Source organism: Fictibacillus terranigra (genome assembly GCF_030412265.1).
In the GTDB taxonomy this organism is placed as follows: Bacteria; Bacillota; Bacilli; order Bacillales; family Fictibacillaceae; genus Fictibacillus_C; species Fictibacillus_C terrinigri.
This window is the reverse complement of the sequence record NZ_JAUHLN010000001.1, coordinates 1,166,065-1,187,912: the sequence shown is the minus strand read 5'-3', so window position 1 is coordinate 1,187,912 and position 21,848 is coordinate 1,166,065. Positions and strand designations below refer to the sequence as shown.

Below are 21,848 nucleotides of genomic sequence, written 5' to 3'. Positions count from 1 at the left end.
TGGCATGATTCCATCAGGTCTTTCCTTTTCATCACTGGATTGTCTTCAGCATTTCTTCAATGATTGAAGATGACCGTTCGGCCGCGAGCTTGGTAAATTCTGTGAAGTTCACAGTCGCTTCTCCGTTGGCTTTGTCGGAAATCGAGCGGATGACCACGAATGGAACATCGTTTAAAAAGGCGGTTTGAGCCACAGCTGAACCTTCCATTTCAATGCATGCGCCGTCAAACTGCTGAAAATATTTTTCAACGGTCTCCCGGCTGGCAATGAACTGATCTCCGCTTAAAATCCTTCCTTTGCGAACATGAATGCGGGGTATTTTTGCAGCTGCTTGTTCGGCGAGCTTCACAAGGCTTGGACAAGCTGCAAAATCCGAATCATAATCGAACATCGGTATCGTTCCCTGCGGAAAATGCGGTCCAAGAGCCGATGCGTCCATATCATGCTGCAGTGCGCTGGTGGAAATGACAATATCCCCAATCTCAAGTGCAGGATGAAGGGCTCCTGCAACACCTGTAAAGAAAATATGGGTTACTTTAAAGCGGTCAATCAAAACTTGTGTGGTAATCGCAGCATTTACTTTGCCGACACCTGATTTACAAAGGACTACTTCTTTAACCCCATATGTTCCTTCATAGTATTTACCTTTGGCATGAACGCTTTCCCCATAGATATCAAGAGCTTGTTTCATGTAATGAATTTCTTCATCCATAGCCCCAATAATGCCGATTCTCAAATCCTCTCCCACCCTTTTGTCTTGTCTTGTTAAAGCCTACTCGGCCGGCTGAACTTCCGAAAAAAATGAAGCGCCTGAAGAAGGAGACGGGAAGGATCTTGCTTGTACCCTATTGTTCTTCAGAGGCGCTTCGATCACACCGATCATTCTTTATTGATCGTTATTCTTGGTTGTGTTGCGGAATTGAATACGGTGAGGAAGAACGACAGTGTTCTCTTCCACTTTTTCTTTGTTCATCAATTTTGTCAGCAGACGCATGGCGACAGCACCGATATCATACATCGGCTGTACGACCGTTGAAAGCGTCGGTCTGACCATCGTTGCCAGCCTTGTATTGTCAAACCCGATGACTTCAAGGTCTCCTGGCACGGTCAACCCTTTATCCTGTGCCCCGTGAATAACTCCGAGTGCCATCTCATCTGTGCCGACAAAAATCGCCGTAGGCATATTTCCGCTCTCAAGGAACGTTTCAACCGCTTCAATTCCGGAATCGTAAGTATAGTCACCAACAAATATCTGCTTCTCATCCACCTTTTTCCCTGCATCCTCCATGGCCTTGCGGAATCCGGTGAACTTATGATAGCCGTTGATCGGATCTTCCAATGGCCCCGTCACCATCGCCACAGAATCGTGTCCGGATTTTAGGAGATGTTCAACTGCATCATAGACGGCTTGCTGATAATCGATATTTACTGAAGGAATCTCTTCGTTCATATCCACAGTCGCTGCCATAACAATCGGCACCGGGGATTTTTTGAATTCTTCCACATGCTCTTCTGTAATTTTTCCGCCCATGAAAACAATCCCATCCACTTGCTTCCCAAGCAATGTATTCAGCAGATGAATCTCTTTCTCTTTGTTCTGATCAGAGTTACATAAGATGATATTGTATTTATACATCGTAGCAATATCCTCAATTCCCCTTGCCAGCTCTGCAAAAAAGATGCTTGCAATATCAGGAATGATGACTCCTACTGTTGTCGTCTTTTTGCTGGCCAATCCTCTGGCTACCGCATTCGGCCTGTATCCGAGGCGCTCAATCGCTTCCAGCACCTTTTTTCTCGTAGATGGTTTTACATTAGGGTTTCCATTTACTACACGTGAGACGGTTGCCATTGAAACACCCGCCTCACGGGCTACATCATAAATTGTTGTATTCAATTTGATAATCCTCCTTTAATTCCACAATCCAGACAGGTTATGTAATGTTATTGATATCATACAGTAAAGGACTGCAGTTAGGCAACGAAAAGCAGTGCCACCACTGTAATCTCGCGGGAAAAAGTGAACTTTTTACAAATTCTTATGCATAGTTTTCACCATTCCCAGGAAGTACATACAAAACAGCAAAAACCGGCTGAAATCAGCCGGTTTTAATTGCTGTTATTTTGTATCGTGTGGTTGAACTATTTTTCCATCCTTAAAAAACCGGAGCAGGTCTCCATACACTACTTTATCGGAAAGATTAAGGTCTTTTTCAGCCTTTTCTTTTACAGGCTTACATAATTTATTCGCCACTTCTTGTCCGTCGGTCTGACTGTAGCATTTTTCTTTTTCTCCGGCATAAACGTAATCTTTCGTAATCGCACTTCCATCCCGTTGAACGGTGAAGTCGTCTCGCTCAGGAGAGAACAGATCAGAGCCGAACTGAATATCACCTTTTGTTTCTTTACCCAGGAGATGCAGAATGGTCGGTTTCAAATCAATCTCTCCGCCAATCGTGTGCATGGTTTTACCTTTTTGCCCAGGTACGTGAATAAACAATGGTGTTTTTTGAAGCTGAAGATGCTCATATGGAGTAACTTCTTTTCCCAAAATTTTGCTCATTGCTTTGTTATGGTTTTCTGAAATGCCATAATGGTCCCCATACAGGATGACCACAGAATTATCATACAATCCAGATTGCTTCAGCTGCTGAAAGAACTGTTTCAATGCCTCATCCTGATAACGTGCCGTAACAAAGTAATTATCCACTGTAGGGTCACCGGTGTCAGCCGGCTGGATGCTCTTCTCCTGTTCATTATTCAAAATGAACGGATGATGGTTTGTCAGTGTGATAAATTTACTGTAAAACGGCTGTTTGAGATTTTCAAGCATCGGCATGGATTGCTTGAAGAACTCTTTATCCTTTAAGCCATAGTTGACAGAGTTCTGGTCCGTCACATGGTAATAAGGCTTAGAATAAAACTTATTGTATCCTAAAGTATCATACATGATATCCCGGTTCCAGAAGCTTTTATTATTAGCATGGAACACAACCGGATTGTAGCCGTTTTCCTTTACAATCTCTGGGGTGGCATGATACTTGTTCTGGGCTTTTGTTGAATAAACTGAACCGCCTGGCAGTCCATATAACGAGTTATCGATCAAAAACTCCGCATCGGACGTCTTTCCTTGTCCTGTATTATGGTAGAAGTTATCGAAGTAATAACTGTTTTTCGTTAAATCGTTCAAGAACGGTGTCACTTCCTGTCCATGAATCTTTTTGTTGATCAGGAAGTTCTGTGTGGATTCCATCGACACAAGGATGACGTTCTTTCCTTTTGCCGCACCGAACATTTTATCATCCGGTTTTTTGTACTCCGAATCCACATAGTTTTTTACGTCTGATAAGTCGCTGCTGTCGGCTAAAGCCCTTTGTGTCGATGATTTTGTGCTTAATACCGCATCATAAACATGGTAGTTGTAGATCCCCATCAATTTTACGAGGATCGCACGGTCAAACGTTCTTGTTAATAATTCGGGGCGCTGGATTTCTGCCATTCCAATATTCGCCAGAAAAACGGTTAATGCCGAAACAAATACAAGCCCAATGGTTTTCTTTTTAATCTTTTCAACAGGCTTAACTTTATTAAATAATACGATGGTCAATAACAGTAGAAAGTCCAAGAAATATAAAATATCCAACGGGTGCATTAAGCTTTTTGCACTTCCGCCCAAATCACCAAAGTTTTTAAATTGAAACAGTACCGGAATGGTAATGAAATCATCAAAAAAACGATGGTAGACAATATTGGCATATAAAATAAAAGACATGATAAAATGTATCGTTAACAATGCCTTATTTCGGCTCTTCACGGGTGCGAATAAACTTAAACCCAGGAAGAACAGCGCCGAGCTCAGTGGAGTAATCACTAAGATCATCTGCTGCATAACATTCTCGAGATCAAGGTTCAAACTAAAACGAAAAGCTAAGTAAGATTTAATCCAAAGAAGTGTAACGGCTAGCAGGAAAAAATACAATGATTTTTGAGTTGTTGTTTCTGTGTTCTGTTCAAGGTTGTTCATCGGTTTCCCTCCTCTAAAAGGTAAGGACATTGCTACAAATTGACCAATTTGCAGTCACTTTTTGTTTACCCCACCCATTATACGCACTTAAAAGAGGATGTAAAAAAACCTGTATCTTGATTATGAGGCAAATATACTTTCTTATGAAGATGGCACATGCCAGACTGGGATGATTCTTTAAATTCCTTTAATATGCTCCATAATGCTAGGTAACTGCTGTTTTTCTTTTCCTTAATATTCATGGCCAGCCATATTCATGAAAAAACCCTCCGGGATGGAGGGTTATGGACTAGGCGTAAGCTCTCACTTTATTAAATAAACCGCTTGCGGTTAAATCGTAAACAAAACGTTCAAACTCCTTAGGATTCATCTGCTGTGCCGAATCGGATAACGCTTGCCCGGGATGAGGATGCACCTCCGCCATAATTCCGTCCGCACCGACCGCTAATGCCGCTTTTGCAGCAGGAACAAGCAGATCCTTCCTTCCAGTCGAATGAGTAACATCTACAAAGACAGGGAGATGCGTCTCCTGCTTCAAGATGGGAACAGCGGTGATATCCAGCGTATTTCTCGTTGCTTTCTCATACGTTCTTATACCGCGCTCGCATAATATGATCTGATCATTGCCGCTTGCCAGGATATACTCCGCGCTATACATAAATTCCTCGATGGTAGCAGCCAGCCCCCTCTTTAAAAGAACCGGCTTTGAGAGTTTCCCCGCTTCTTTCAGGAGCTCAAAGTTTTGCATATTTCTTGCCCCGATTTGAATGATATCTAAAAACTTTTCGGCAGCTTCCATGTCTCTTGGATCAACGATTTCACTGATCACAGCGAGTCCGTATGTTTCACCCGCCTGACGCAGCAGCTTAAGGCCTTCTAGTCCGAGCCCTTGAAAATCATAGGGTGACGTTCTTGGCTTAAAAGCTCCGCCGCGCATAAATGTCAATCCCTGTGCTTTAACCGCTCTTGCCGCATCATCGAGCTGCTTTTCACTTTCCACTGCGCACGGTCCTGCGATCAGATGGGCAATCCCATCTCCAATCTTTTCTTCCTTAATGGTAAGCACCGTGTTTTCAGGATGTCTTTTCCTAGATACGAGCAGATGACGGTCATTCTGCCGTTCAGGATTCTTCCCGGCATCTTCGAGTACTTTAACAAGGTTTAGCATAACGTTTTTATGCAAATGCCCGGTTTTATAGTGCTTGACCTTGTCACGCAATGCAGATGTACTTTCCACCCTTAAGGCTCCGTTCTTTTGCAGCAATGCCTCCCGCTGATTTAACAGTTCAAGCAGTTGTGTATCCAGACCTTCCAACCGGTCTCTTAGCTCGTCTAACTTTTCTGTGCTCATGCTTACCTCTCCTATGCTCTGTTTTTAAAACATATTCATTATAGTTGAAAGAAACAGGGGCTGTCACCTGTAAAAACAAAAAAACCCCATACTGACCGTACCAGGGGACGGGCAAAAGGGGCGATGCACATTATTGATTTAGATGTTCCTCCAGCGCAGAGCGGGTGATCGACCAATGAGAGTCATTCCATTTCACCTCTCCATTTTCAAAAAGCAGAACTTGGGGGGATTCGTGTTTGATTCCATAAGTCTCTGCAATCTGATTGGAAAGCGGCCGTGCTTCCTGAACGTTTAAGTAATAGACGTTTTCACTTTGTTCTTCTGCAAATTTTCTGTACTCTTCAAAAGCAGCATGGCTGATAGGGCATGTTGTACTGTTCTTCAATACGAAAACTTTCCTGCTTTCGCTGATTGCCTTTTTAAACGCTTCCGAATCTGAAATCTTGGTTAGTGGCATAGTATTTCCTCCTTTTTATGAAACGCGCCAGGTCGGAAATCTTCCGGGTTTCGGCGCTTGTAAGTGCAGACGGCATTAATGCTAAAATAAAAGCGGAGAAGGTGTCTTCTCCGCTTATCATTTCATATTTATTTGGATTGTATCAATATTTGTGCTCAACGAGCTCTTCTTCTGGCTGGCGATTAGCTTCAGCTTCGACTTGGCTCGTAATTTCTCCATACGCATCAGCGCTCTCGTCTGCTACCTCTTTCCCTTTATTTCTCCAATTATCAAGGTCGCGGCGGATGCTGGTCGTTAATTCCTTCACCTTGCCAGCTACTTGATTAGACTGTTCGGATACCGTTCTGGCAATATTGGATGATTTATCTTTCGCCATCGCGGACCATTCACTGCCCTTATCCTTAATCGTACCTGCCTGCTCGTTGATGTCGCTTCTTAATTCCTTACCGCTTTTAGGAGCCATCAATAGTGCAGAAGCAGCACCCACAATTCCTCCGACAAGAGCACCAATAATAAAATCTTTACTGTTAATGTTTTGGTTATTGTTTTCGTTACTCATGATTCTCCTCCTTATTGGTATTGTTTTCTTCGGGAAGATTCCAAGCTTGATTTTCTAATCTTCCATTTTTCCCAAAGGTTGATTGCAACGTTACCCCATTGAACCGCCTGGGAAATATTCTCAGACTGCCGCTCGGCTCCAGTAGAAATCTTTTCTGTTACTTTGCGGACAGATTGATTCACATTATGAATAGAGCTCCCTAAGTCCTGTACGGCAGAAAACACAGTGTTCAAGGAGTCTGCTTTGGTTTGGACATCTTCAGCAAGTTTGTTCGTTTTGTGAAGAAGCTGAGCCGTCTCGGAAGTCACTCCATTTAATTGGGTTTCAAATCCATCTAATGTTTTCGCTACGTTATCGAGTGTTCCCTGCAAAGATTTTAATGTACGGGCTAAGAAAAACACGAGGACAACAAATGCGAGGGCAATGACTGCTACGCTAATTGGGATAAGTACGTTCATGTTTCCACGACACCTCCAGATATGATTGGTTTTAAAATTACCCTGTGCCCATAAAATTAAACATGTATCCTACTATTCTATATTATTTACGGATTTCCTTCTAGAATCGGGGTTCGAACATTACAAATTGTTTAAATTGAGTTAAAATAGATACGTTAGGCCTATCACCATAATTTGAGGGGGAAATTTCTTTGAAAGATCCACGCATTCAACAATTAGCCAAAAACCTGATTACATACTCCGTTAATCTCCAAAAAGGAGAAAAGGTTCTGATTGAAAACTTCGGCTTTCAAAAAGAGCTTGTCAACGCACTTGTGCAAGAAGCCTACGCAGCAGGCGGATATCCGTTCGTCCTGTTAAAAGACCATTCTGTTATGCGCCAGCAATATATGGAAGCATCTGAAGAGCAGATGAAGCTGATTGCTAAGCATGAGGGAGATCTCATGTCGCAAATGGACGCGTACATCGGACTTCGATCAGGAGACAATATTAATGAGCTATCGGATGTGCCTTCTGAAAAAATGGCGCTTTATGAAAAAACGATCTTCGCTATGCACCGTGAAATTCGTATTAAGAAAACAAAATGGGTCGTTCTTCGTTATCCGAATGCCTCCATGGCGCAGCTTGCCAGCATGAGCACTGATGCTTTTGAGGATTTCTACTTCCAAGTGTGCAACCTCGATTACGGGAAAATGAACGAAGCGATGAAATCTCTCGAGGACCTTATGAACAGAACCGACAAAGTTCAGCTTAAAGGGCCTGGAACAGACCTCACTTTCTCCATCAAAGACATCCCGGCGATCCGCTGTGCAGGGGCCAACAATATACCGGATGGGGAAGTATTCACTGCACCAGTACGCGACTCTGTTAATGGAACCCTTACATATAACACTCCTTCTCCTTACCAAGGATATACGTTCGAAAATGTATCCCTTACGTTCGAGAACGGAAAAATCGTGAACGCTACAGCAAACGATTCAGAACGAATCAACAAGATTTTTGATACAGATGAAGGATCACGTTATATCGGAGAATTCGCCATCGGTGTGAATCCTTTCATCCAGCATCCGATGAAAGATATTCTGTTTGATGAGAAGATTGACGGAAGCTTCCATTTCACACCAGGACAAGCGTATGAAGAAGCTTACAACGGCAACGACTCCAATATCCACTGGGATATGGTTATGATTCAGCGCCCTGATTACGGCGGCGGAGAAATTTATTTTGATGATGTATTAATCCGCAAAGACGGACGTTTTGTTCTCCCAGAGCTTGAAGTCCTTAACCCTGAGAATTTAAAATAGATCCTGTAAAAAAAAGCGCCGGCTGACCAACCTCCGGCGCTTTTTCATACTGTGTTTACTAAAAATAATATTGGTATTCGTCATATTAGACCACGCATCCCTGACGGAAAGAGACCCTCAAGTCTTTTCCCAACTGCGGTTCAACAACACCCCGCCAAAATCACAGATCATTGCCCTTAAAGAGCTTATGTATAGGAAAAAAAAAGGACTCTTCCCGAGTCCCCTTTTTCATCGTTATCCAATTCGTGTGCTCTTCCCTTTATTGCCTTCAGCTTCCTGTTCATAGGACTTTTGGAACTTTTGAATATCCCCTGCTCCCATAAACAATAAAATGCCGTCCGTATGCTGTTCAAGAATACCTACTTCATTCTCAGTCAGAAGCTGTGCGTTCGGAATCAAGTCCTGCAGATCCTTAATGGTGAGTGTACCTGCATTTTCACGAGCGGATCCGAAAATATCACACAAATAAACATAATCGGCTTTGCTTAAGCTCTCACCGAATTCCTGAAGAAATGTTTTCGTTCTCGTAAACGTGTGAGGCTGAAAAATCGCCACAACATCACGGTCTTTGTACTTATATTTAGTCGCTTCAATCGTCGCACTGATTTCTGTTGGGTGATGAGCATAGTCATCAATTAAGACTTGATGTCCAAATGGTTTTTCAGAATAACGGCGTTTTACGCCGCCGAAGGTTTTCAGACGGTCAGCAATAATCTCTACGGGTACATCCTCATAGTGGCACAGTGCAATAACCGCAAGTGCGTTAAGAATGTTGTGGTTTCCGTAACCCGTGATCGTAAACGTGTGATAGAACGTATTACGTACAAATACATCAAATGCTGTACCGTTCTCGTCACGCTTAATATTGGATGCCTGAAAATCGTTATGTTCTCCAAGTCCGTAAAAGACAACAGGCACGTTCGCATGGATCTTTTGCAGATGCTGATCATCACCGCAAGCAATAATACCCTTGGTTACATTCATGGCCATCGATTGAAACGCACTGATAACATCATCGATATCCTTGAAATAATCAGGATGATCAAAGTCAATGTTCGTCATGATGCCGTAAGCCGGTTCATAGGAGAGGAAATGGCGTCGGTATTCACATGCCTCAAACACGAAATACTCGCTGTCTTCCATTCCTTTGCCTGTCCCGTCACCGATAAGGAATGAAGTCGGCTTCGCTCCGCCAAGAACGTGGGCAAGCAGGCCTGTGGTTGATGTTTTCCCGTGCGATCCAGTTACTGCTACTCCTGTATACTTCTTTACAAAGTCGCCAAGGAAGTGATGGTACCGATAGATCGGCAATCCCAGCTCTCTAGCTGCAACAAGTTCTTCATTGTCATCCGGAAATGCATTTCCGGCAATAATGGTCTGGCCTTCTTTAATATTGTTTTTATTAAAAGGAAGTATTGTAATCCCGCGCTCGTCAAGAGCCTGTTGGGTGAAGAAGTACTTTTCAACGTCAGACCCCTGAACCTCATTTTTCATATCATGAAGTATTTGGGCTAAAGCACTCATTCCGGTACCTTTGATTCCCACAAAGTGATATTGTGTCATAGTTAAGACCTCCGCAATCAAAAACCTTCTCAGAACCGCCGCTTCAGGCGGCCCATTTTTCAAGGCCTATTTTCTGTCAGTATATGCCTGCTGCTATAGTAATGATAATCAATAAAGAGCTAAGCAGTAACCAACTCATTTTCTCATTATAGCAAAAAATAAAGTCTATCTCCATTACTTCTGAAGGATTGGTCAAAAGAGGTATTTGGTTACACATTCTTTCCTATTTTGCTCTCGATTTCCATATTTATATAGCCTGAAATGAGGTAAAACTCTTAGACATATCTAAGAGTTCTACTCTACCTTTTCAAGACGGGGATTCGGACGGTAGACTCGTCCCGCTTTAGCCTGATGCTTGCCATTCATCAAAACATTGTCCCCGGTAAATCCGATATTAATTTTAAGCAGATTGCTTCCCACTCCGTATATATCCACCGGTACTCCCAGCTTTTCAAATGCGGTGATGCGTTCTTCCGTAAATCCTCCGCTGACCACGATTTTAACATGCTGAAACCCTTCCTGATCAAGCGCTTTTCTCAAGGTAAAAATCAGTTCCGGGTTTACACCGCGCGGATCGAAGCTTCCTAAAACTTCAGGATTGCGGAAAAAATGCTGATCGACCATCGTTCGGGAGGTATCAATCCGAACCCCTTTTAATTCGCTGCCAAATTCTCTTGCTACTTTTAAAGAGTCAGTAATCGCATCGTTGTTGTAATCAACAAGTGCCATCAGTTCATCCTCAGGATACGTTTCATGATACGCCTTTGTCGCTTCAACGATATCTCCGCCGAACAGCTGAAGTAGAGCATGTGGCATCGTTCCCATCCCCTGCTTGCCCCACCATTCATTCATTGCATGGGTGGCCTGAGCCGTTGATCCGCCAATGTAGGCAGCATATCCGTCACCCGCCTGCTGAGCGAAGTGGTCATCGCGGTCCCCCATAAAGATCACTGGCTTCTGAACACCTGAAATACTCGCCGCTTTAACAACGTTATATACATTAGTGGCAACAGAAGTCCTTCTCGCTAAGATTCCGTCAAGCATTCCCTCAAGGAACCCAAAATTTTGGTAGGGTCCTGTTATGGTAAACGCCGTTTCAAAAGGGGAAATCTTATCTCCATCCTTCAGCGAGAAAATCTCCAGTTCATCCGCATTTTTTGCAAATGTCTTGATTAAGGCAATTGCTTCATCTGTACCGCACAGAACCGCTTCGTTTTTTTGAAAAAATTGCATCGTTACTATATTATCGGGCTTGAATTTTTTTACAATCTCACATGTTTTCAGGAAGTACACAGCCGAGAACCAGCCGTCACCTGCCCGTTCATCGAATTTGAACGTCTGATTGGTCAAGCGTTGGATCTTTCCCTGTAACTTCAATTCAATCTCTTTCATATAAACTCCTCATCACCTGGTCAAGAAATTTGCAATTTATGTTATTTCATTATCTTGATTAAGCCTGCAAGACTCATACTTCCTTATAATATAGAACTACTCTTCAGAAAACAAGAGAAACTGCATCCTGAAGCAAGTAAAGAAGGCGGTTAAGGCTGGAAACGAAAAAAGATGCCCTCAGTCAGCCATGCGGCTGTTCCTGGACATCTCTTTCGACTCTCCTATTATACTTCTGCCTCACTGTACATTTTGCTTTGAAATTCTTCCTGTGTCATGAGGACATTTCTGGGTTTGCTTCCCATCGCTTCTGATACGAGTCCGAAAGCTTCCATCATTTCTACAAGCCGGGCAGCACGATTGTAGCCAACCCTGAATCTTCTTTGGATGCTTGAGGATGAGGCCGTACCTACATCGAGTACATAGTAGCATGCTTCTTCAAACAGGTCGTCTTCTTGTTCAACCGCCTGATTGGACTGGATCAGTTCCTCACGGCTGAATAAATAGTTGGTCGGATATTGTTCTTTTACAAAGGCGGTGACTCGTTCAATCTCTTCATCCGAAACAAAATTCCCCTGAATACGAACGGCTTTGCTCGAGCCGTTCTCCAGGAACAGCATATCTCCGCGGCCAAGCAGCCGCTCTGCCCCGCTCATATCTATGATCGTTCTTGAATCAATGGCAGACGATACGGCGAACGCTGCGCGAGTAGGAATGTTCGCTTTGATCAAGCCGGTAATGACGTCAACCGAAGGCCGCTGTGTTGCGAGCAGCAGATGAATGCCGCATGCTCTCGCTTTTTGGGCAATCCTGCAGATCGCTTCTTCCACGTCCTGCGGGGAGACCATCATGAGATCAGCCAGCTCATCTATCACCACGACGATGTATGGCATCTTGTTGGCATAAAGCTGTTCGCTCTTCATCTTGTCATTATATCGTTTAATGTCACGCACGCCGTTCCTCGCAAAGGCTTCGTACCGGCGCTCCATTTCCTCCACTGTCCATTTCAGAGCTGTTGTTGCTTCCTTAGGGTCTGTAATGACAGGCGTAACCAGATGCGGAATAGCATTATAAGGAGCAAGTTCTACCATTTTCGGGTCAACGAGAAGGAGGCGAACATCTTCTGGTGAAGCTTTATACATTAATGAAACCAATATAGAGTTGATGCATACACTCTTACCTGAACCCGTTGCTCCCGCAATGAGTCCGTGAGGCATTTTTTGCAGATCAGTCACGATCGGTGAACCCGATAAATCGAGTCCCAGTGCTACAGTCAGCGGCGAAGGACTGCCTCGGAATTCCTCACTCTCCAGGATTTCTCGCAAGTACACCGCCTGGCTTCTGCGGTTAGGCACCTCGATTCCAATCGTGTTCTTTCCGGGAATTGGTGCCTCGATTCGAATATCCTTAGCGGACAGGCTTAACTTAATGTCGTCGCTCAGATTAGTGATTTTGTTCACTTTAACACCAGGCGCTGGCTGTACTTCCAATCTTGTGACAGAAGGGCCCTTCGTCATATTTACAACTCTGGCGTTGACATTAAAGTTATCCAGCGTTAATTGAAGCAGGTCCCTCTGTTCTCCCATCCAAATGCTGTCATCCTCTTCCTGAACCGGGGGATGATGCAGCAGATTCGATTGAGGGAATGAAAGTGAAGCGGGTTCTGGTGATTCCGCGACTGCCTGTTCAGTCTGCACCGGCCGGCGCTTTGCCTCTTGCTGCCTTTCTGCCGACTTACGGTCTTTCTTCAGCATCAGTACATTAAAAGGTACGTATGAACCTCCAGGCTTTTTCTCTTGTGCTTTTTGCGGCAGAGGCACGTCTTTGGTTGTCTCTTCAACAATCGGTGCATAAGCCCCCTCATGCTGTTCTGTATAGGATTCCAACGGAACACTTTCAGACACCTTTTCTTCCGGTTCTGGTTTTGGATCTGTGAAAACAGCTTCATACACCGTTTCCTGTTCAGACGCAGGAAGGCTGACTTCCACTCTCTGCTCAGCCGCTTTACTTTCTGGCATGAATTCTGTGGAACTGTCCAGGTCAAGAACAGGTTCAGCAGGTTCAGGCAGCTCGATGGTATCCCTTTTAAATTCATCCAGCAGAAGTAGAGGTTCGTCTTTAGATCGGAGATGTTCGATCGGCTGTTCCTTCCGATGTTCTTGCACGACCGTCTCCTTTTCATCATGGCTTTGAAGAACAACTGGCTCTTTAATGGAACTTGATTCTTTGAGAAGCTCATCCATTAAATCTTGATCCGGAATCTTTTTCTTTTGAATCTCTGACAGCTTCCAAAGCCCGGGATTCAGAATCGTATCTGGTCTTCTCTCGCCATAGCCGTATATTGGGGATGGCACCTCCGATGGCCTGAAACTGCTCTTCGGCCGGTCATCATAAGCAGCCGGGCTGCTTTCTTCCTTCTTGCCTCTGTTGCCAAATCCGTAAATAGGTGAAGGAATCTCCGTCGGCTTAAACTGGCTTTTTGGAGGTGAACTGCTGTATCTGTTTTCTGTCGAATTCGAGTCCCCTTTTATACTCCGGCCATCACGATTCCCAAAGCCATAGATAGGGGATGGAATTTCTGAAGGCTTGAAAACCTTTGCCTTTTCTTCTTTAGATGCAGTCTCCAATTTCTCTTTTTTAGGAGGAGCTTCTTTCTTTTGGTCATTTGGAGAATGATAGGTTTCTTTCGCATCTCTATGATCAGGCGCCTTTGAATAGCCAGGATTTTTCATTCTGGCTGAACGGTAAGTACCGATCTCTTCTTCATCTGAAACGAGAGGAAAACGGAACTTTCCTTCTGACGGGTAGCGGCTCACCATCCGTGCTGCAGAATGATTTTGGCTGTTTTGAAACCGTCCTACAGACCGTTGTTGAGGAGGTACTGCTTTTTCTTCGTTATGTATTTCCGGATTTATTGTTTCTTCTGCGTCAGAAGGTTCATCATCAAACATAAACTTCATCATTTTTTTAAACCACGACATTGCCATCACCTTCTTTTTTTCTAGGTCTATCTTTTTATTGTAGCGGAAATTGTCACATTCTTTAAGAAAAAATTGCCAACAAATCCAAAAATATAAAAACCACTAGATTGCTCTAGCGGTTATGGTAAGTGGCGGGCGTTGCGGTTATTGCTTTGCCGCCCTGAATGGAAAAAAAGCCGCCAAATACTGCCTATCATTCAGCAAAATCCGGATGTTTCGCTTTTCATCGACCTATCCTATTGATAATTTTCGGCCTTGAACCTGCTTTTATGACTTTTTTAGAGCCATTTTTACCAAGAATTTCATTGAATCTCCTACTCTCCCTCTGTTTCATCGACAGGCTTGTTTTTTGCCAGGATGAAAACAGGTTCCAGCTCACCCTTCTCATATAAGAAAGGGAGTGCAGTTACGGGCACACGGCCGTTCATGAAGAACTGCATCGCCATTTGCGCCAAAATATCAAACCCCTGGTTGTTGCGGACATCAGCCAAGATGAGGACGTCCTGATGAGGAACAGCAACTGCAAGTGTTCCTGTTGCTTGCTTTTCCATCCGGTCAAGCAAAGCCGAATTCAGAATCCTGCTCGCATCATAGCCGTCATTATGGTTGATAAAGTGGAATGTGTTGCCGGCAACCTCATCCTTCTTCATTTCAGTTCCCAATGAACGAACATTAAAACGCGCTATTTCCCTTAACTGTTCTCTGCTGATCTTCAAATCCTCCAGCATCTTTTCACTGATTAGACGGTACGTATTCCCCAAATCCAGGGCATAAAAAACTCTCGTCTCCGCCGTATGCTCCTCATGGATCAAAGCGTCTCCCTCCGGCGATTCTGTCGGGAATGAGGTCGATCGGATCACAGGATAGATCTTCTTTTCTTCCTTGGTTCCGGGAGCTGCATCAATCGCATTCAGCGCTTCTTCCACATGATATACGAGCTCATCCAAAAAGGCATCCTTCTTGTTTTGCCATTCAACAGCCAGCCCCGAAAGAGAAAGAGTAATTCCCTTCTGATGCTCCTTATGCTCTATTCTTAGCTGTTCTGTTTCACGGTCGTATGATAATTGCCACTCAGGGCGGTCCAGCCGCTCTTCAAGCACTTTTTTCAGCTTCAGGCTTGTACTCATGTTATCTCCCTCCAGTATGAAAGCATAAAAAACCTCCTGACCGGAGGTTTTTTGAAATAAATGTGGTGCCCTGCGCAAGTTCTCAGTGCTGAAAACTTGCACTGCATCAATCTTGTTTATATTCTACAACAACTTCTGTGCCCAATCCTCCGCGCGCATTCCATGTCGCGACAATTTTAAGGTACTTCGGTTTAAGAAGGTCAACGAGGTCTTCCTTCATTTTGTTCGTTGCATGCTCCTGATAGATTCCTACGTTTCTGTAAGAAGTAAGATAGTATTTTAATGATTTCATCTCGACAAGGTCTTCATTCGGGATATAGCTGATGATGATGTCTGCAAAGTCTGGAAGCCCGGACCAAGGACATACAGAGGTAAACTCTGTTGTCGGAATCGTTACCATTGTATCCTTTCCAACATACTCGTAAGGAATGGTCTCTAAAATATCAACCAAAATGACGCTCTCATCTTCTATATCAAAACGAATGCCTTCGTATTTCTTATGATTTACTTCTACCTTAGCCATTAATAACGCCCTTTCTTAATGTAATGCATGACGTGTAAACGTCCTCTTAAGATTTTAACACATTTCTCTTATTTGTTGGCGCTGACCGGCAAATTATTTATAAAAGCAGAGATTTGTTCCTTCGTTTTGCGTTCTTTGTCTACGTACCTGCCGACCTCTTTTCCTTCATGGAAAGCAACAAAGCTCGGGATACCAAAAATATCGAGCTCACGGCAAAGGCCGATCAACCGGTCACGGTCAACAAAGACAAATGTATACTGGCTGAACTCCTGTTCTAGCTCCGGAAGAAACGGTTTAATGAAAACACAATCCGGGCACCAGTCTGCTGAAAAAACAGCAATCACAGTTCCCTGCTGTGTTATTTCATTGAATTCTTCGATAGATTCTATGGTTCTCATGCATAACTCTCCTTTTATTGGTTTATTTTCATATCTCCTGGACTAATGTATCCTTTGTTTCTCATCCATTCTGAAGCTACCAGACTGATCACAATTGGTCCAGCAAAATGCAATAGAAAAATGTACAAAAACACCAGCCAGCTGAAACCCATGGTCCGAAGCGTCATGATCTGCCCCACGAGCCCGCTTGTTCCCATCCCAGCCCCTGCCGGGATGTTGACCATATGAAAGACCAATGTGCCGATTGGGGCAAGGATGATTCCGGCCAGGGTAGGCGGGATTAAAATTTTCGGATTGCGGACCACATTGGGAAACTGCAGCTTTGATGTGCCTATTCCCTGCGTAATCCAGCCTCCGATACCATTATCTCTGTAGCTGATTGTTGCAAACCCGATCATCTGCGCCGCACATCCGATCGTAGCTGCACCCGCCGCGATTCCTTCCAATCCGAGCATGATGGCGATCGCCGCACTTGAAACCGGACCGGTAAGAGCCATTCCGAGCAGCACGGCCACAAGGATACTCATAATAAACGGCCGCTGTTCGGTAGCCCACATGACAAGATGGCCAAAGCCCTTCATGAACTGTGCAATGCCGGGACCCGCAAAATAAGCCACTGTATACCCAGTGAGAATCGTAACTGCCGGAGTAATTAATATATCCACCTTTGTTTCCTTGGACACCAGTTTTCCGGCTTCGACCGCAATTAAGGCCGCTGCAAAACACCCTGCCACACTTCCAAGCTCTGCTCCTGCAGATCCTGCAACAACCGAAGCAAACAGGACCAGTGGCGGAGCTTCAAGTCCATAAGCGACTGCCGCTCCGATCGCCGGACCGAGCAAAGTCATAGCAAGGCTCCCCATTTTTATAAAAAACGGCCAGCCAGCCTGCTCGCCGACCGTTTTTAATATTAAACCGACCACCAGAGACGACATCAAACCGAGGGCAAAGTAACTGAAACCTGTTATAAAGTAAACTTTCGGCGAAAGGGAAACCCCTTTTTTTTTCAGAAAATAACGCACATCCATTCTCCTCTTTCTTTAATGACGGATTATGATACCAGACATATCCCATTTATTATACAAGAGTATTAACATCTGTAAAGACAGTTCGTGTTTCATCGGAAAATTCTCAATGCGTTCTTGTGCTTAATAAACAATATTAAAAAGATTCCGATAGTAAGGATATAAAGGGGGAACACAATGAACATGTCTATACGCAACAGAGTAAGATTCATGCTGTTTATGAGCTTGATCGGAATGCTGATCATGATTGGATTCATGGCATGTTATGTCTGGTTTAGCGGAAGGATGGATCAAGAAAAGGAACAATTGCAGCAGAACAGCATTCAAAGCAAAGAAATCTACAGTGAACTGACAACCGTCCGCAAAAAAGAACAAGATTACTTGCGGCTTCCTTCCACAGAAAAAGCAAAAGAGATCAACTCTTCAGTTCTTACATTGCAAAAGAAAGTAGAAAATTATGCAAAGAACGCCAATAATCGTTCATTAAAGAATGATTACAACCATATCTCAAAAAAAATTAAGCAATATGGAACTTCCTTTAATTCTACTTCTTCTATGGCCGCTCAGATCACCGGGCTCAAAGAATTGATGGCTGAAACCTCGTCAAACTTTGAAAGGAAAGTTTCCGGCATGAAGGATATTCAACTATACAATCAGTTTCTCATCATGAACAAGTATGAAAAAGAATTATACTTGGCCTTTAACGAAGAGAATGTGGCTAAATTTCAGGAATCTGCCGGACAGTTTGAAAATAAACTGGATAAATCCGCTCTCCCCAAAGACGATTTATCCGATTTCAAAACCAAGCTTTTAAAGTACACTTCTTCAGCAGGCAACATCCAATCGTCCTCTAAACAAGTCAATGAAATGACAGGTGAATTTGAAACGATTGCAGGCAACGTTGAAACTTCCATTTTGAAGATCGAAAAATCCAACGACCAGAAGCGAGCTGAACTGACAGATCAACAATCCGGATTAAAATCATTGCTCACCTGGCTCTTGATCAGTATTTCTGCGATCGTTATAGCAGGAATGACTTTCGCTGGAATATGGCTGACCCGTTCAATCGCACGCTCCATTTCATTATTAAAAGAGGGCGCTACGGTTATCGGAAACGGAAACCTGGAATACAGGGTACAAACCGCCTCCAATGATGAGATGGGAGAGCTCGCTGACACCTTTAACAGGATGGCCGAAAAAATGCAGCGATCCATGAGTGAAGTACAGTATGCTTCTGAACAGCTGGCTGCTTCCTCCCAGCACCTTGCCGCGATATCCCAAGAAACGACCGCACAAACAGAGGAAGTTTCCGATGCGGTTCAGCAAGTCTCCATTGGGGCACAGAGCCAGGCAGATCATCTTCATGAGAGCACCGTTCTATTATCGGAAGTGACAGACGCCATCCAGGAAACAGCTTCTATAAGTGAACAGATCGCACAAGATACTCTGCAGGCAGAGGAAGACGGTAAATCAGGAATGGAAACCGTTCAGCAGCTCGATACGCATTCCGAAAAATTCATCTCTCTCGCGAACGATCTTATCTCTGAAATACAGGATGCCAATGCACAGTCCAAACAGATCCATTCCATCGTACATACCATTCAGGAGATTGCTAGAAGCACGGATTTGCTTGCTTTGAACGCTGCCATAGAGTCGGTCAGAGCGGGTGAGGCGGGCAGAGGGTTCTCTGTCGTGGCGACTGAGGTGAGAAAGCTGGCTGAACGTTCAAAAAATGAAGCTCAGCAGATCCAGCAGCTTGTTAAACGGATGGGAAACCAGATGGATAATCTTGCACAGGAAACGTCAAGGTTTGAAGTATACAGAAACGAGCAGCTCCAATCGGTCTCGATGACAAAACATGCTTTTGAGTCCATCGTTACAAATGTCACTGCCATCCATGAAAAGATCAGCCATATTCAGAAAGCAATACATCATGTTGGCGAAGCAAATATCGGCCTTTCTGAAAAACTTCACGAAGTAAGTGCCATCTCTCAGGAATCAGTGGCTACAAGTGAACAGGTCAGTGAATCGAGCATTCACCAGAAACGGGCGATCAATGAAGTGAACATTGCAGCGAACGAGCTGCAGGAAATTGCGCTTAACCTGCAGAATGAAGTTCAGCAGTTCCATCTTGGAGAAACGGCCAAACTTGATAGAGAAGAACAACCGGTGGAGCCCGAATCCGTGGAAGAAGCTTATCAGGAAGCTGCCGCAGCTCAGCACGATGAACTTTCCGAAGAGCAGGACCGGATTGGCGATGTTCACCTGAATGAAGATCTTGGACAAGTAAAATAAACAGAAAAAAGCTCCCGTTTAGGGAGCTTTTTTAGCTTCTATCTGTTTTGATAATAGTTGTATTGCCCGTAAAGCATCTTGACGATATGTTCAAACATCTCGTCCCTTGCCAGCATACCGTTCGTAAAAATGCCGATGGCGCCCGCTTTTGTTCGAACATGTTTATCCGCAGTGAAGCTGGCCATGACATCTCCCAGTTCATGACCTTTTATGACCGGTTCAGCGATTTCCTTCGGCAGGGGAATCTTTGCTCCGCTTGCCACTAAAACCTTGCCTTCCCTGTCCGCTAAAGCCCCCCAGTTGCATAAATACAAGGTTCCTTCAGCTTCAGAGACACCGCCCTCCAAACCAAACCCAAGATCAGCACCATTTGTTATGCAAGCCTTAGCCCGGTTTATTGCGCCAAGCTTCGTCTCTTCATCTGAAAACGGCTGAGGAGAAACACCTGAAGGTACATCCATCGATTGAACCGTTTCATTCAACACGTTTTCAACTGCTTTTATTTTCGCCGGATTGAACGATCCAACCGCAATTTTCAAACTATTACCCTGGCTGGCCATTTAATCATTCAGGATGCTGTCCAATGTGGTTTGATCCGTGCTTTTTACGAGTTTAATGAGAAGTTCTTTGGCAGCAGCATAATCATCAATATGGACAATCGAACCGTGTGTATGAATGTAACGGGAGCAGATCCCTACAACCGCTGATGGAACCCCTTTTCCTGAAAGGTGGACGCTTCCTGCGTCAGTTCCGCCTGGGGAAACGAAATATTGATAGGGAATTTTATGGGTTTCAGCCGTATCTAATATAAACTCCCGCAGTCCTTTATGTGTGATCATCGTACGATCAAGAATGCGCAATAATGTCCCTTTTCCAAGATGGCCAAATTCATTTTCATTACCAGTCATGTCATTGGCAGGACTTGCATCCAGTGCATAGAAAATATCAGGCTCTATCAGATTAGCGGCTGTTTTAGAACCCCTTAGGCCCGCTTCTTCCTGAACGGTAGCACCAGAGTAAAGCTGGTTTGGCAGTTTGGTTCCCTTCACTTCCTTTAACAGCTCAATCGCCAGTCCAACGCCATAACGGTTATCCCATGCCTTGGCAAGAATTTTTTTAGGATTGGCCATCGGTGTGAAAGGACAAATCGGGACGACTTGCTGGCCAGGACGGATGCCGATCTTTTTAGCATCTTCCTTGTTATCGGCTCCGATATCAATATACATGTGCTTTATATCCATCGGTCTCTTCCGTTGGTCCTCTACCAGAAGATGCGGCGGTACGGAACCAATAACACCAATGACAGGTCCTTGATCTGTAATGATCTGCACCCTCTGTGCAAGGAGAACCTGGCTCCACCAGCCTCCAAGGGTTTCAAAATGAATCATACCTGCTTTTGTAATCCTTGTTACCATAAATCCGACTTCATCCATGTGGCCGGCAACCATGACCTTTGGCCCTTCACCTTGTTTGACACCAAAAATGCTGCCAAGCCCGTCTTGAATAATTTCATCGGAAAGCGGTTCGATTTCTTTTCTGACAAACTTTCTTACTTCATGCTCAAATCCGGGTGCGCCGGGCAGCTCCGTTAAAGTGCGAAATAAATCGAGCGTTTCAGTATTCATTGTTTCTCCTTTCGGAAAGCAAGTATATGTATACCCTTATTGTAACGCTGGAAACAAAAATTTTCCAATGCCACAAAAGGGATCATTCTCCTTAAAAAGATTGATAAGGAATAGGATCGGCCGCGCCGGCTTCTTCAAACCCTTTTAACCGCAGCTGGCAGCTGTCACATTCTCCGCATGCCTCTTCTTCGCCATTATAACAGGAGGTCGTCAGATGATACGGAACTTCCAGTTCAAGGCCTCTTTCGATGGTATCTTTTTTTGTCAGATGCATTAGAGGAGCGCAGATCCTGATCTTATCCCCCGTTGTTCCTGCTTTGGTAGCAAGATTTATTGTTTCATTCATACTGCTGATAAATTCCGGACGGCAGTCAGGGTATCCGCTGTAATCAACCGCTGACACACCGATATAGACGGCTTCAGCTCCGATTACTTCCGCATACGCACTTGCTAGTGAAAGAAATATCATGTTTCTGGCGGGAACATAGGTAGCCGGAATCTCTTCATTTTCACCCTTTTCCATCGGCACTTCGATCGAGACATCTGTCAGAGCACTGCCGCCTATTTGATTTAGAAACGCAATATCGACGATGCGATGGTCGTTCACTTTGTAATGTTGTGCAACCTTTTGGGCCTGAAGCACCTCACGGCTATGCCGCTGGCCATAATTAAAGGTCAGCGGGTACAGTTCATAACCTTCATCCGCTGCAATTCCCATACAGGTTGTACTGTCCAATCCGCCACTTAATACAATAACCGCTTTTTTCAT

General features: G+C 44.2%; 19 protein-coding genes. 2 read left to right on the top strand and 17 right to left on the bottom strand.

What is annotated here, in order from left to right; translation table 11 throughout:
- Positions 1-31: 31 nt before the first annotated feature.
- The 7 genes from QYF49_RS05980 to QYF49_RS05950 form a co-directional block, all read right to left on the bottom strand.
- Positions 32-736, bottom strand: coding sequence for a 5'-methylthioadenosine/adenosylhomocysteine nucleosidase (locus tag QYF49_RS05980; RefSeq protein ID WP_290398684.1), 705 nt, complete (start codon positions 734-736; stop codon positions 32-34).
- Between the two features lie 150 nt (positions 737-886).
- The gene (gene ccpA, locus QYF49_RS05975) at positions 887-1,897 is read right to left on the bottom strand and encodes a catabolite control protein A (protein WP_290398683.1); all 1,011 of its coding nucleotides are present in this window, start codon (positions 1,895-1,897) and stop codon (positions 887-889) included.
- A gap of 222 nt (positions 1,898-2,119) precedes the next feature.
- Positions 2,120-4,024 carry an LTA synthase family protein gene (locus tag QYF49_RS05970; protein WP_290398682.1) on the bottom strand — a complete coding sequence of 635 codons (1,905 nt, stop codon included), beginning with the start codon at positions 4,022-4,024 and terminating at the stop codon, positions 2,120-2,122.
- Positions 4,025-4,313: 289 nt separating this feature from the next.
- Entirely contained in the window at positions 4,314-5,375 is a 1,062-nt protein-coding gene (locus QYF49_RS05965; protein ID WP_290398681.1) for a bifunctional 3-deoxy-7-phosphoheptulonate synthase/chorismate mutase, read from the bottom strand.
- A gap of 130 nt (positions 5,376-5,505) precedes the next feature.
- On the bottom strand, positions 5,506-5,832 hold the full coding sequence (gene ytxJ, locus QYF49_RS05960; protein ID WP_290398680.1) for a bacillithiol system redox-active protein YtxJ: 327 nt from the start codon (positions 5,830-5,832) through the stop codon (positions 5,506-5,508).
- A gap of 142 nt (positions 5,833-5,974) precedes the next feature.
- The gene (locus QYF49_RS05955) at positions 5,975-6,391 is read right to left on the bottom strand and encodes a YtxH domain-containing protein (RefSeq protein WP_290398679.1); all 417 of its coding nucleotides are present in this window, start codon (positions 6,389-6,391) and stop codon (positions 5,975-5,977) included.
- 11 nt (positions 6,392-6,402) lie between these two features.
- The gene (locus QYF49_RS05950) at positions 6,403-6,849 is read right to left on the bottom strand and encodes a DUF948 domain-containing protein (protein ID WP_290398678.1); all 447 of its coding nucleotides are present in this window, start codon (positions 6,847-6,849) and stop codon (positions 6,403-6,405) included.
- 191 nt (positions 6,850-7,040) lie between these two features.
- Here QYF49_RS05950 and QYF49_RS05945 point away from each other — a divergent pair, with 191 nt between their 5' ends.
- Complete coding sequence (locus QYF49_RS05945) at positions 7,041-8,153, top strand: aminopeptidase (protein ID WP_290398677.1); 1,113 nt, start codon at positions 7,041-7,043, stop codon at positions 8,151-8,153.
- A 234-nt stretch (positions 8,154-8,387) separates the two neighbouring features.
- Here QYF49_RS05945 and murC read toward each other — a convergent pair whose 3' ends face one another.
- From murC to QYF49_RS05910, 7 genes are all read right to left on the bottom strand, one after another.
- On the bottom strand, positions 8,388-9,716 hold the full coding sequence (murC, locus tag QYF49_RS05940) for a UDP-N-acetylmuramate--L-alanine ligase (RefSeq protein ID WP_290398676.1): 1,329 nt from the start codon (positions 9,714-9,716) through the stop codon (positions 8,388-8,390).
- A gap of 294 nt (positions 9,717-10,010) precedes the next feature.
- The gene (locus QYF49_RS05935) at positions 10,011-11,108 is read right to left on the bottom strand and encodes a nicotinate phosphoribosyltransferase (RefSeq protein WP_290398675.1); all 1,098 of its coding nucleotides are present in this window, start codon (positions 11,106-11,108) and stop codon (positions 10,011-10,013) included.
- A 224-nt stretch (positions 11,109-11,332) separates the two neighbouring features.
- Positions 11,333-14,086: a DNA translocase FtsK gene (locus QYF49_RS05930; protein WP_290398674.1), complete on the bottom strand. Its 2,754-nt coding sequence runs from the start codon at positions 14,084-14,086 to the stop codon at positions 11,333-11,335.
- A 314-nt stretch (positions 14,087-14,400) separates the two neighbouring features.
- Complete coding sequence (locus QYF49_RS05925; protein ID WP_290398673.1) at positions 14,401-15,213, bottom strand: DUF1444 domain-containing protein; 813 nt, start codon at positions 15,211-15,213, stop codon at positions 14,401-14,403.
- 106 nt (positions 15,214-15,319) lie between these two features.
- Positions 15,320-15,736, bottom strand: coding sequence for a preQ(1) synthase (queF, locus tag QYF49_RS05920; protein WP_290398672.1), 417 nt, complete (start codon positions 15,734-15,736; stop codon positions 15,320-15,322).
- A 68-nt stretch (positions 15,737-15,804) separates the two neighbouring features.
- Positions 15,805-16,134: a thioredoxin family protein gene (locus QYF49_RS05915; RefSeq protein WP_290398671.1), complete on the bottom strand. Its 330-nt coding sequence runs from the start codon at positions 16,132-16,134 to the stop codon at positions 15,805-15,807.
- A 14-nt stretch (positions 16,135-16,148) separates the two neighbouring features.
- Positions 16,149-17,156, bottom strand: a complete 1,008-nt coding sequence (locus QYF49_RS05910) for a PTS sugar transporter subunit IIC (RefSeq protein WP_290398670.1) — start codon at positions 17,154-17,156, stop codon at positions 16,149-16,151.
- Between the two features lie 180 nt (positions 17,157-17,336).
- Between QYF49_RS05910 and QYF49_RS05905 the strand changes: the two genes are divergently transcribed.
- Positions 17,337-19,454 carry a methyl-accepting chemotaxis protein gene (locus QYF49_RS05905; RefSeq protein WP_290398669.1) on the top strand — a complete coding sequence of 706 codons (2,118 nt, stop codon included), beginning with the start codon at positions 17,337-17,339 and terminating at the stop codon, positions 19,452-19,454.
- Positions 19,455-19,492: 38 nt separating this feature from the next.
- On the opposite strand, the gene QYF49_RS05900 is transcribed toward QYF49_RS05905, so the two are convergent.
- The 3 genes from QYF49_RS05900 to queC all read right to left on the bottom strand — a co-directional run bounded on the left by QYF49_RS05900 (position 19,493) and on the right by queC (position 21,848).
- Entirely contained in the window at positions 19,493-19,993 is a 501-nt protein-coding gene (locus QYF49_RS05900) for a DUF84 family protein (RefSeq protein WP_290398668.1), read from the bottom strand.
- A gap of 21 nt (positions 19,994-20,014) precedes the next feature.
- The gene (locus QYF49_RS05895; protein ID WP_290398667.1) at positions 20,015-21,079 is read right to left on the bottom strand and encodes a M42 family metallopeptidase; all 1,065 of its coding nucleotides are present in this window, start codon (positions 21,077-21,079) and stop codon (positions 20,015-20,017) included.
- Positions 21,080-21,170: 91 nt separating this feature from the next.
- Complete coding sequence (gene queC, locus QYF49_RS05890; RefSeq protein WP_290398666.1) at positions 21,171-21,848, bottom strand: 7-cyano-7-deazaguanine synthase QueC; 678 nt, start codon at positions 21,846-21,848, stop codon at positions 21,171-21,173.

Bases quoted from the DNA above. Each gene is read 5' to 3' on its own strand.
- QYF49_RS05925 (WP_290398673.1), bottom strand. From the start codon at position 15,213: ATGAGTACAAGCCTGAAGCTGAAAAAAGTGCTTGAAGAGCGGCTGGAC.
- QYF49_RS05965 (WP_290398681.1), bottom strand. From the start codon at position 5,375: ATGAGCACAGAAAAGTTAGACGAGCTAAGAGACCGGTTGGAAGGTCTG.
- ytxJ (WP_290398680.1), bottom strand. From the start codon at position 5,832: ATGCCACTAACCAAGATTTCAGATTCGGAAGCGTTTAAAAAGGCAATC.
- QYF49_RS05955 (WP_290398679.1), bottom strand. From the start codon at position 6,391: ATGAGTAACGAAAACAATAACCAAAACATTAACAGTAAAGATTTTATT.
- QYF49_RS05905 (WP_290398669.1), top strand. From the start codon at position 17,337: ATGAACATGTCTATACGCAACAGAGTAAGATTCATGCTGTTTATGAGC.
- queC (WP_290398666.1), bottom strand. From the start codon at position 21,848: ATGAAAAAAGCGGTTATTGTATTAAGTGGCGGATTGGACAGTACAACC.
- QYF49_RS05930 (WP_290398674.1), bottom strand. From the start codon at position 14,086: ATGTCGTGGTTTAAAAAAATGATGAAGTTTATGTTTGATGATGAACCT.
- queF (WP_290398672.1), bottom strand. From the start codon at position 15,736: ATGGCTAAGGTAGAAGTAAATCATAAGAAATACGAAGGCATTCGTTTT.
- QYF49_RS05895 (WP_290398667.1), bottom strand. From the start codon at position 21,079: ATGAATACTGAAACGCTCGATTTATTTCGCACTTTAACGGAGCTGCCC.
- murC (WP_290398676.1), bottom strand. From the start codon at position 9,716: ATGACACAATATCACTTTGTGGGAATCAAAGGTACCGGAATGAGTGCT.
- QYF49_RS05915 (WP_290398671.1), bottom strand. From the start codon at position 16,134: ATGAGAACCATAGAATCTATCGAAGAATTCAATGAAATAACACAGCAG.
- QYF49_RS05935 (WP_290398675.1), bottom strand. From the start codon at position 11,108: ATGAAAGAGATTGAATTGAAGTTACAGGGAAAGATCCAACGCTTGACC.
- QYF49_RS05950 (WP_290398678.1), bottom strand. From the start codon at position 6,849: ATGAACGTACTTATCCCAATTAGCGTAGCAGTCATTGCCCTCGCATTT.
- QYF49_RS05970 (WP_290398682.1), bottom strand. From the start codon at position 4,024: ATGAACAACCTTGAACAGAACACAGAAACAACAACTCAAAAATCATTG.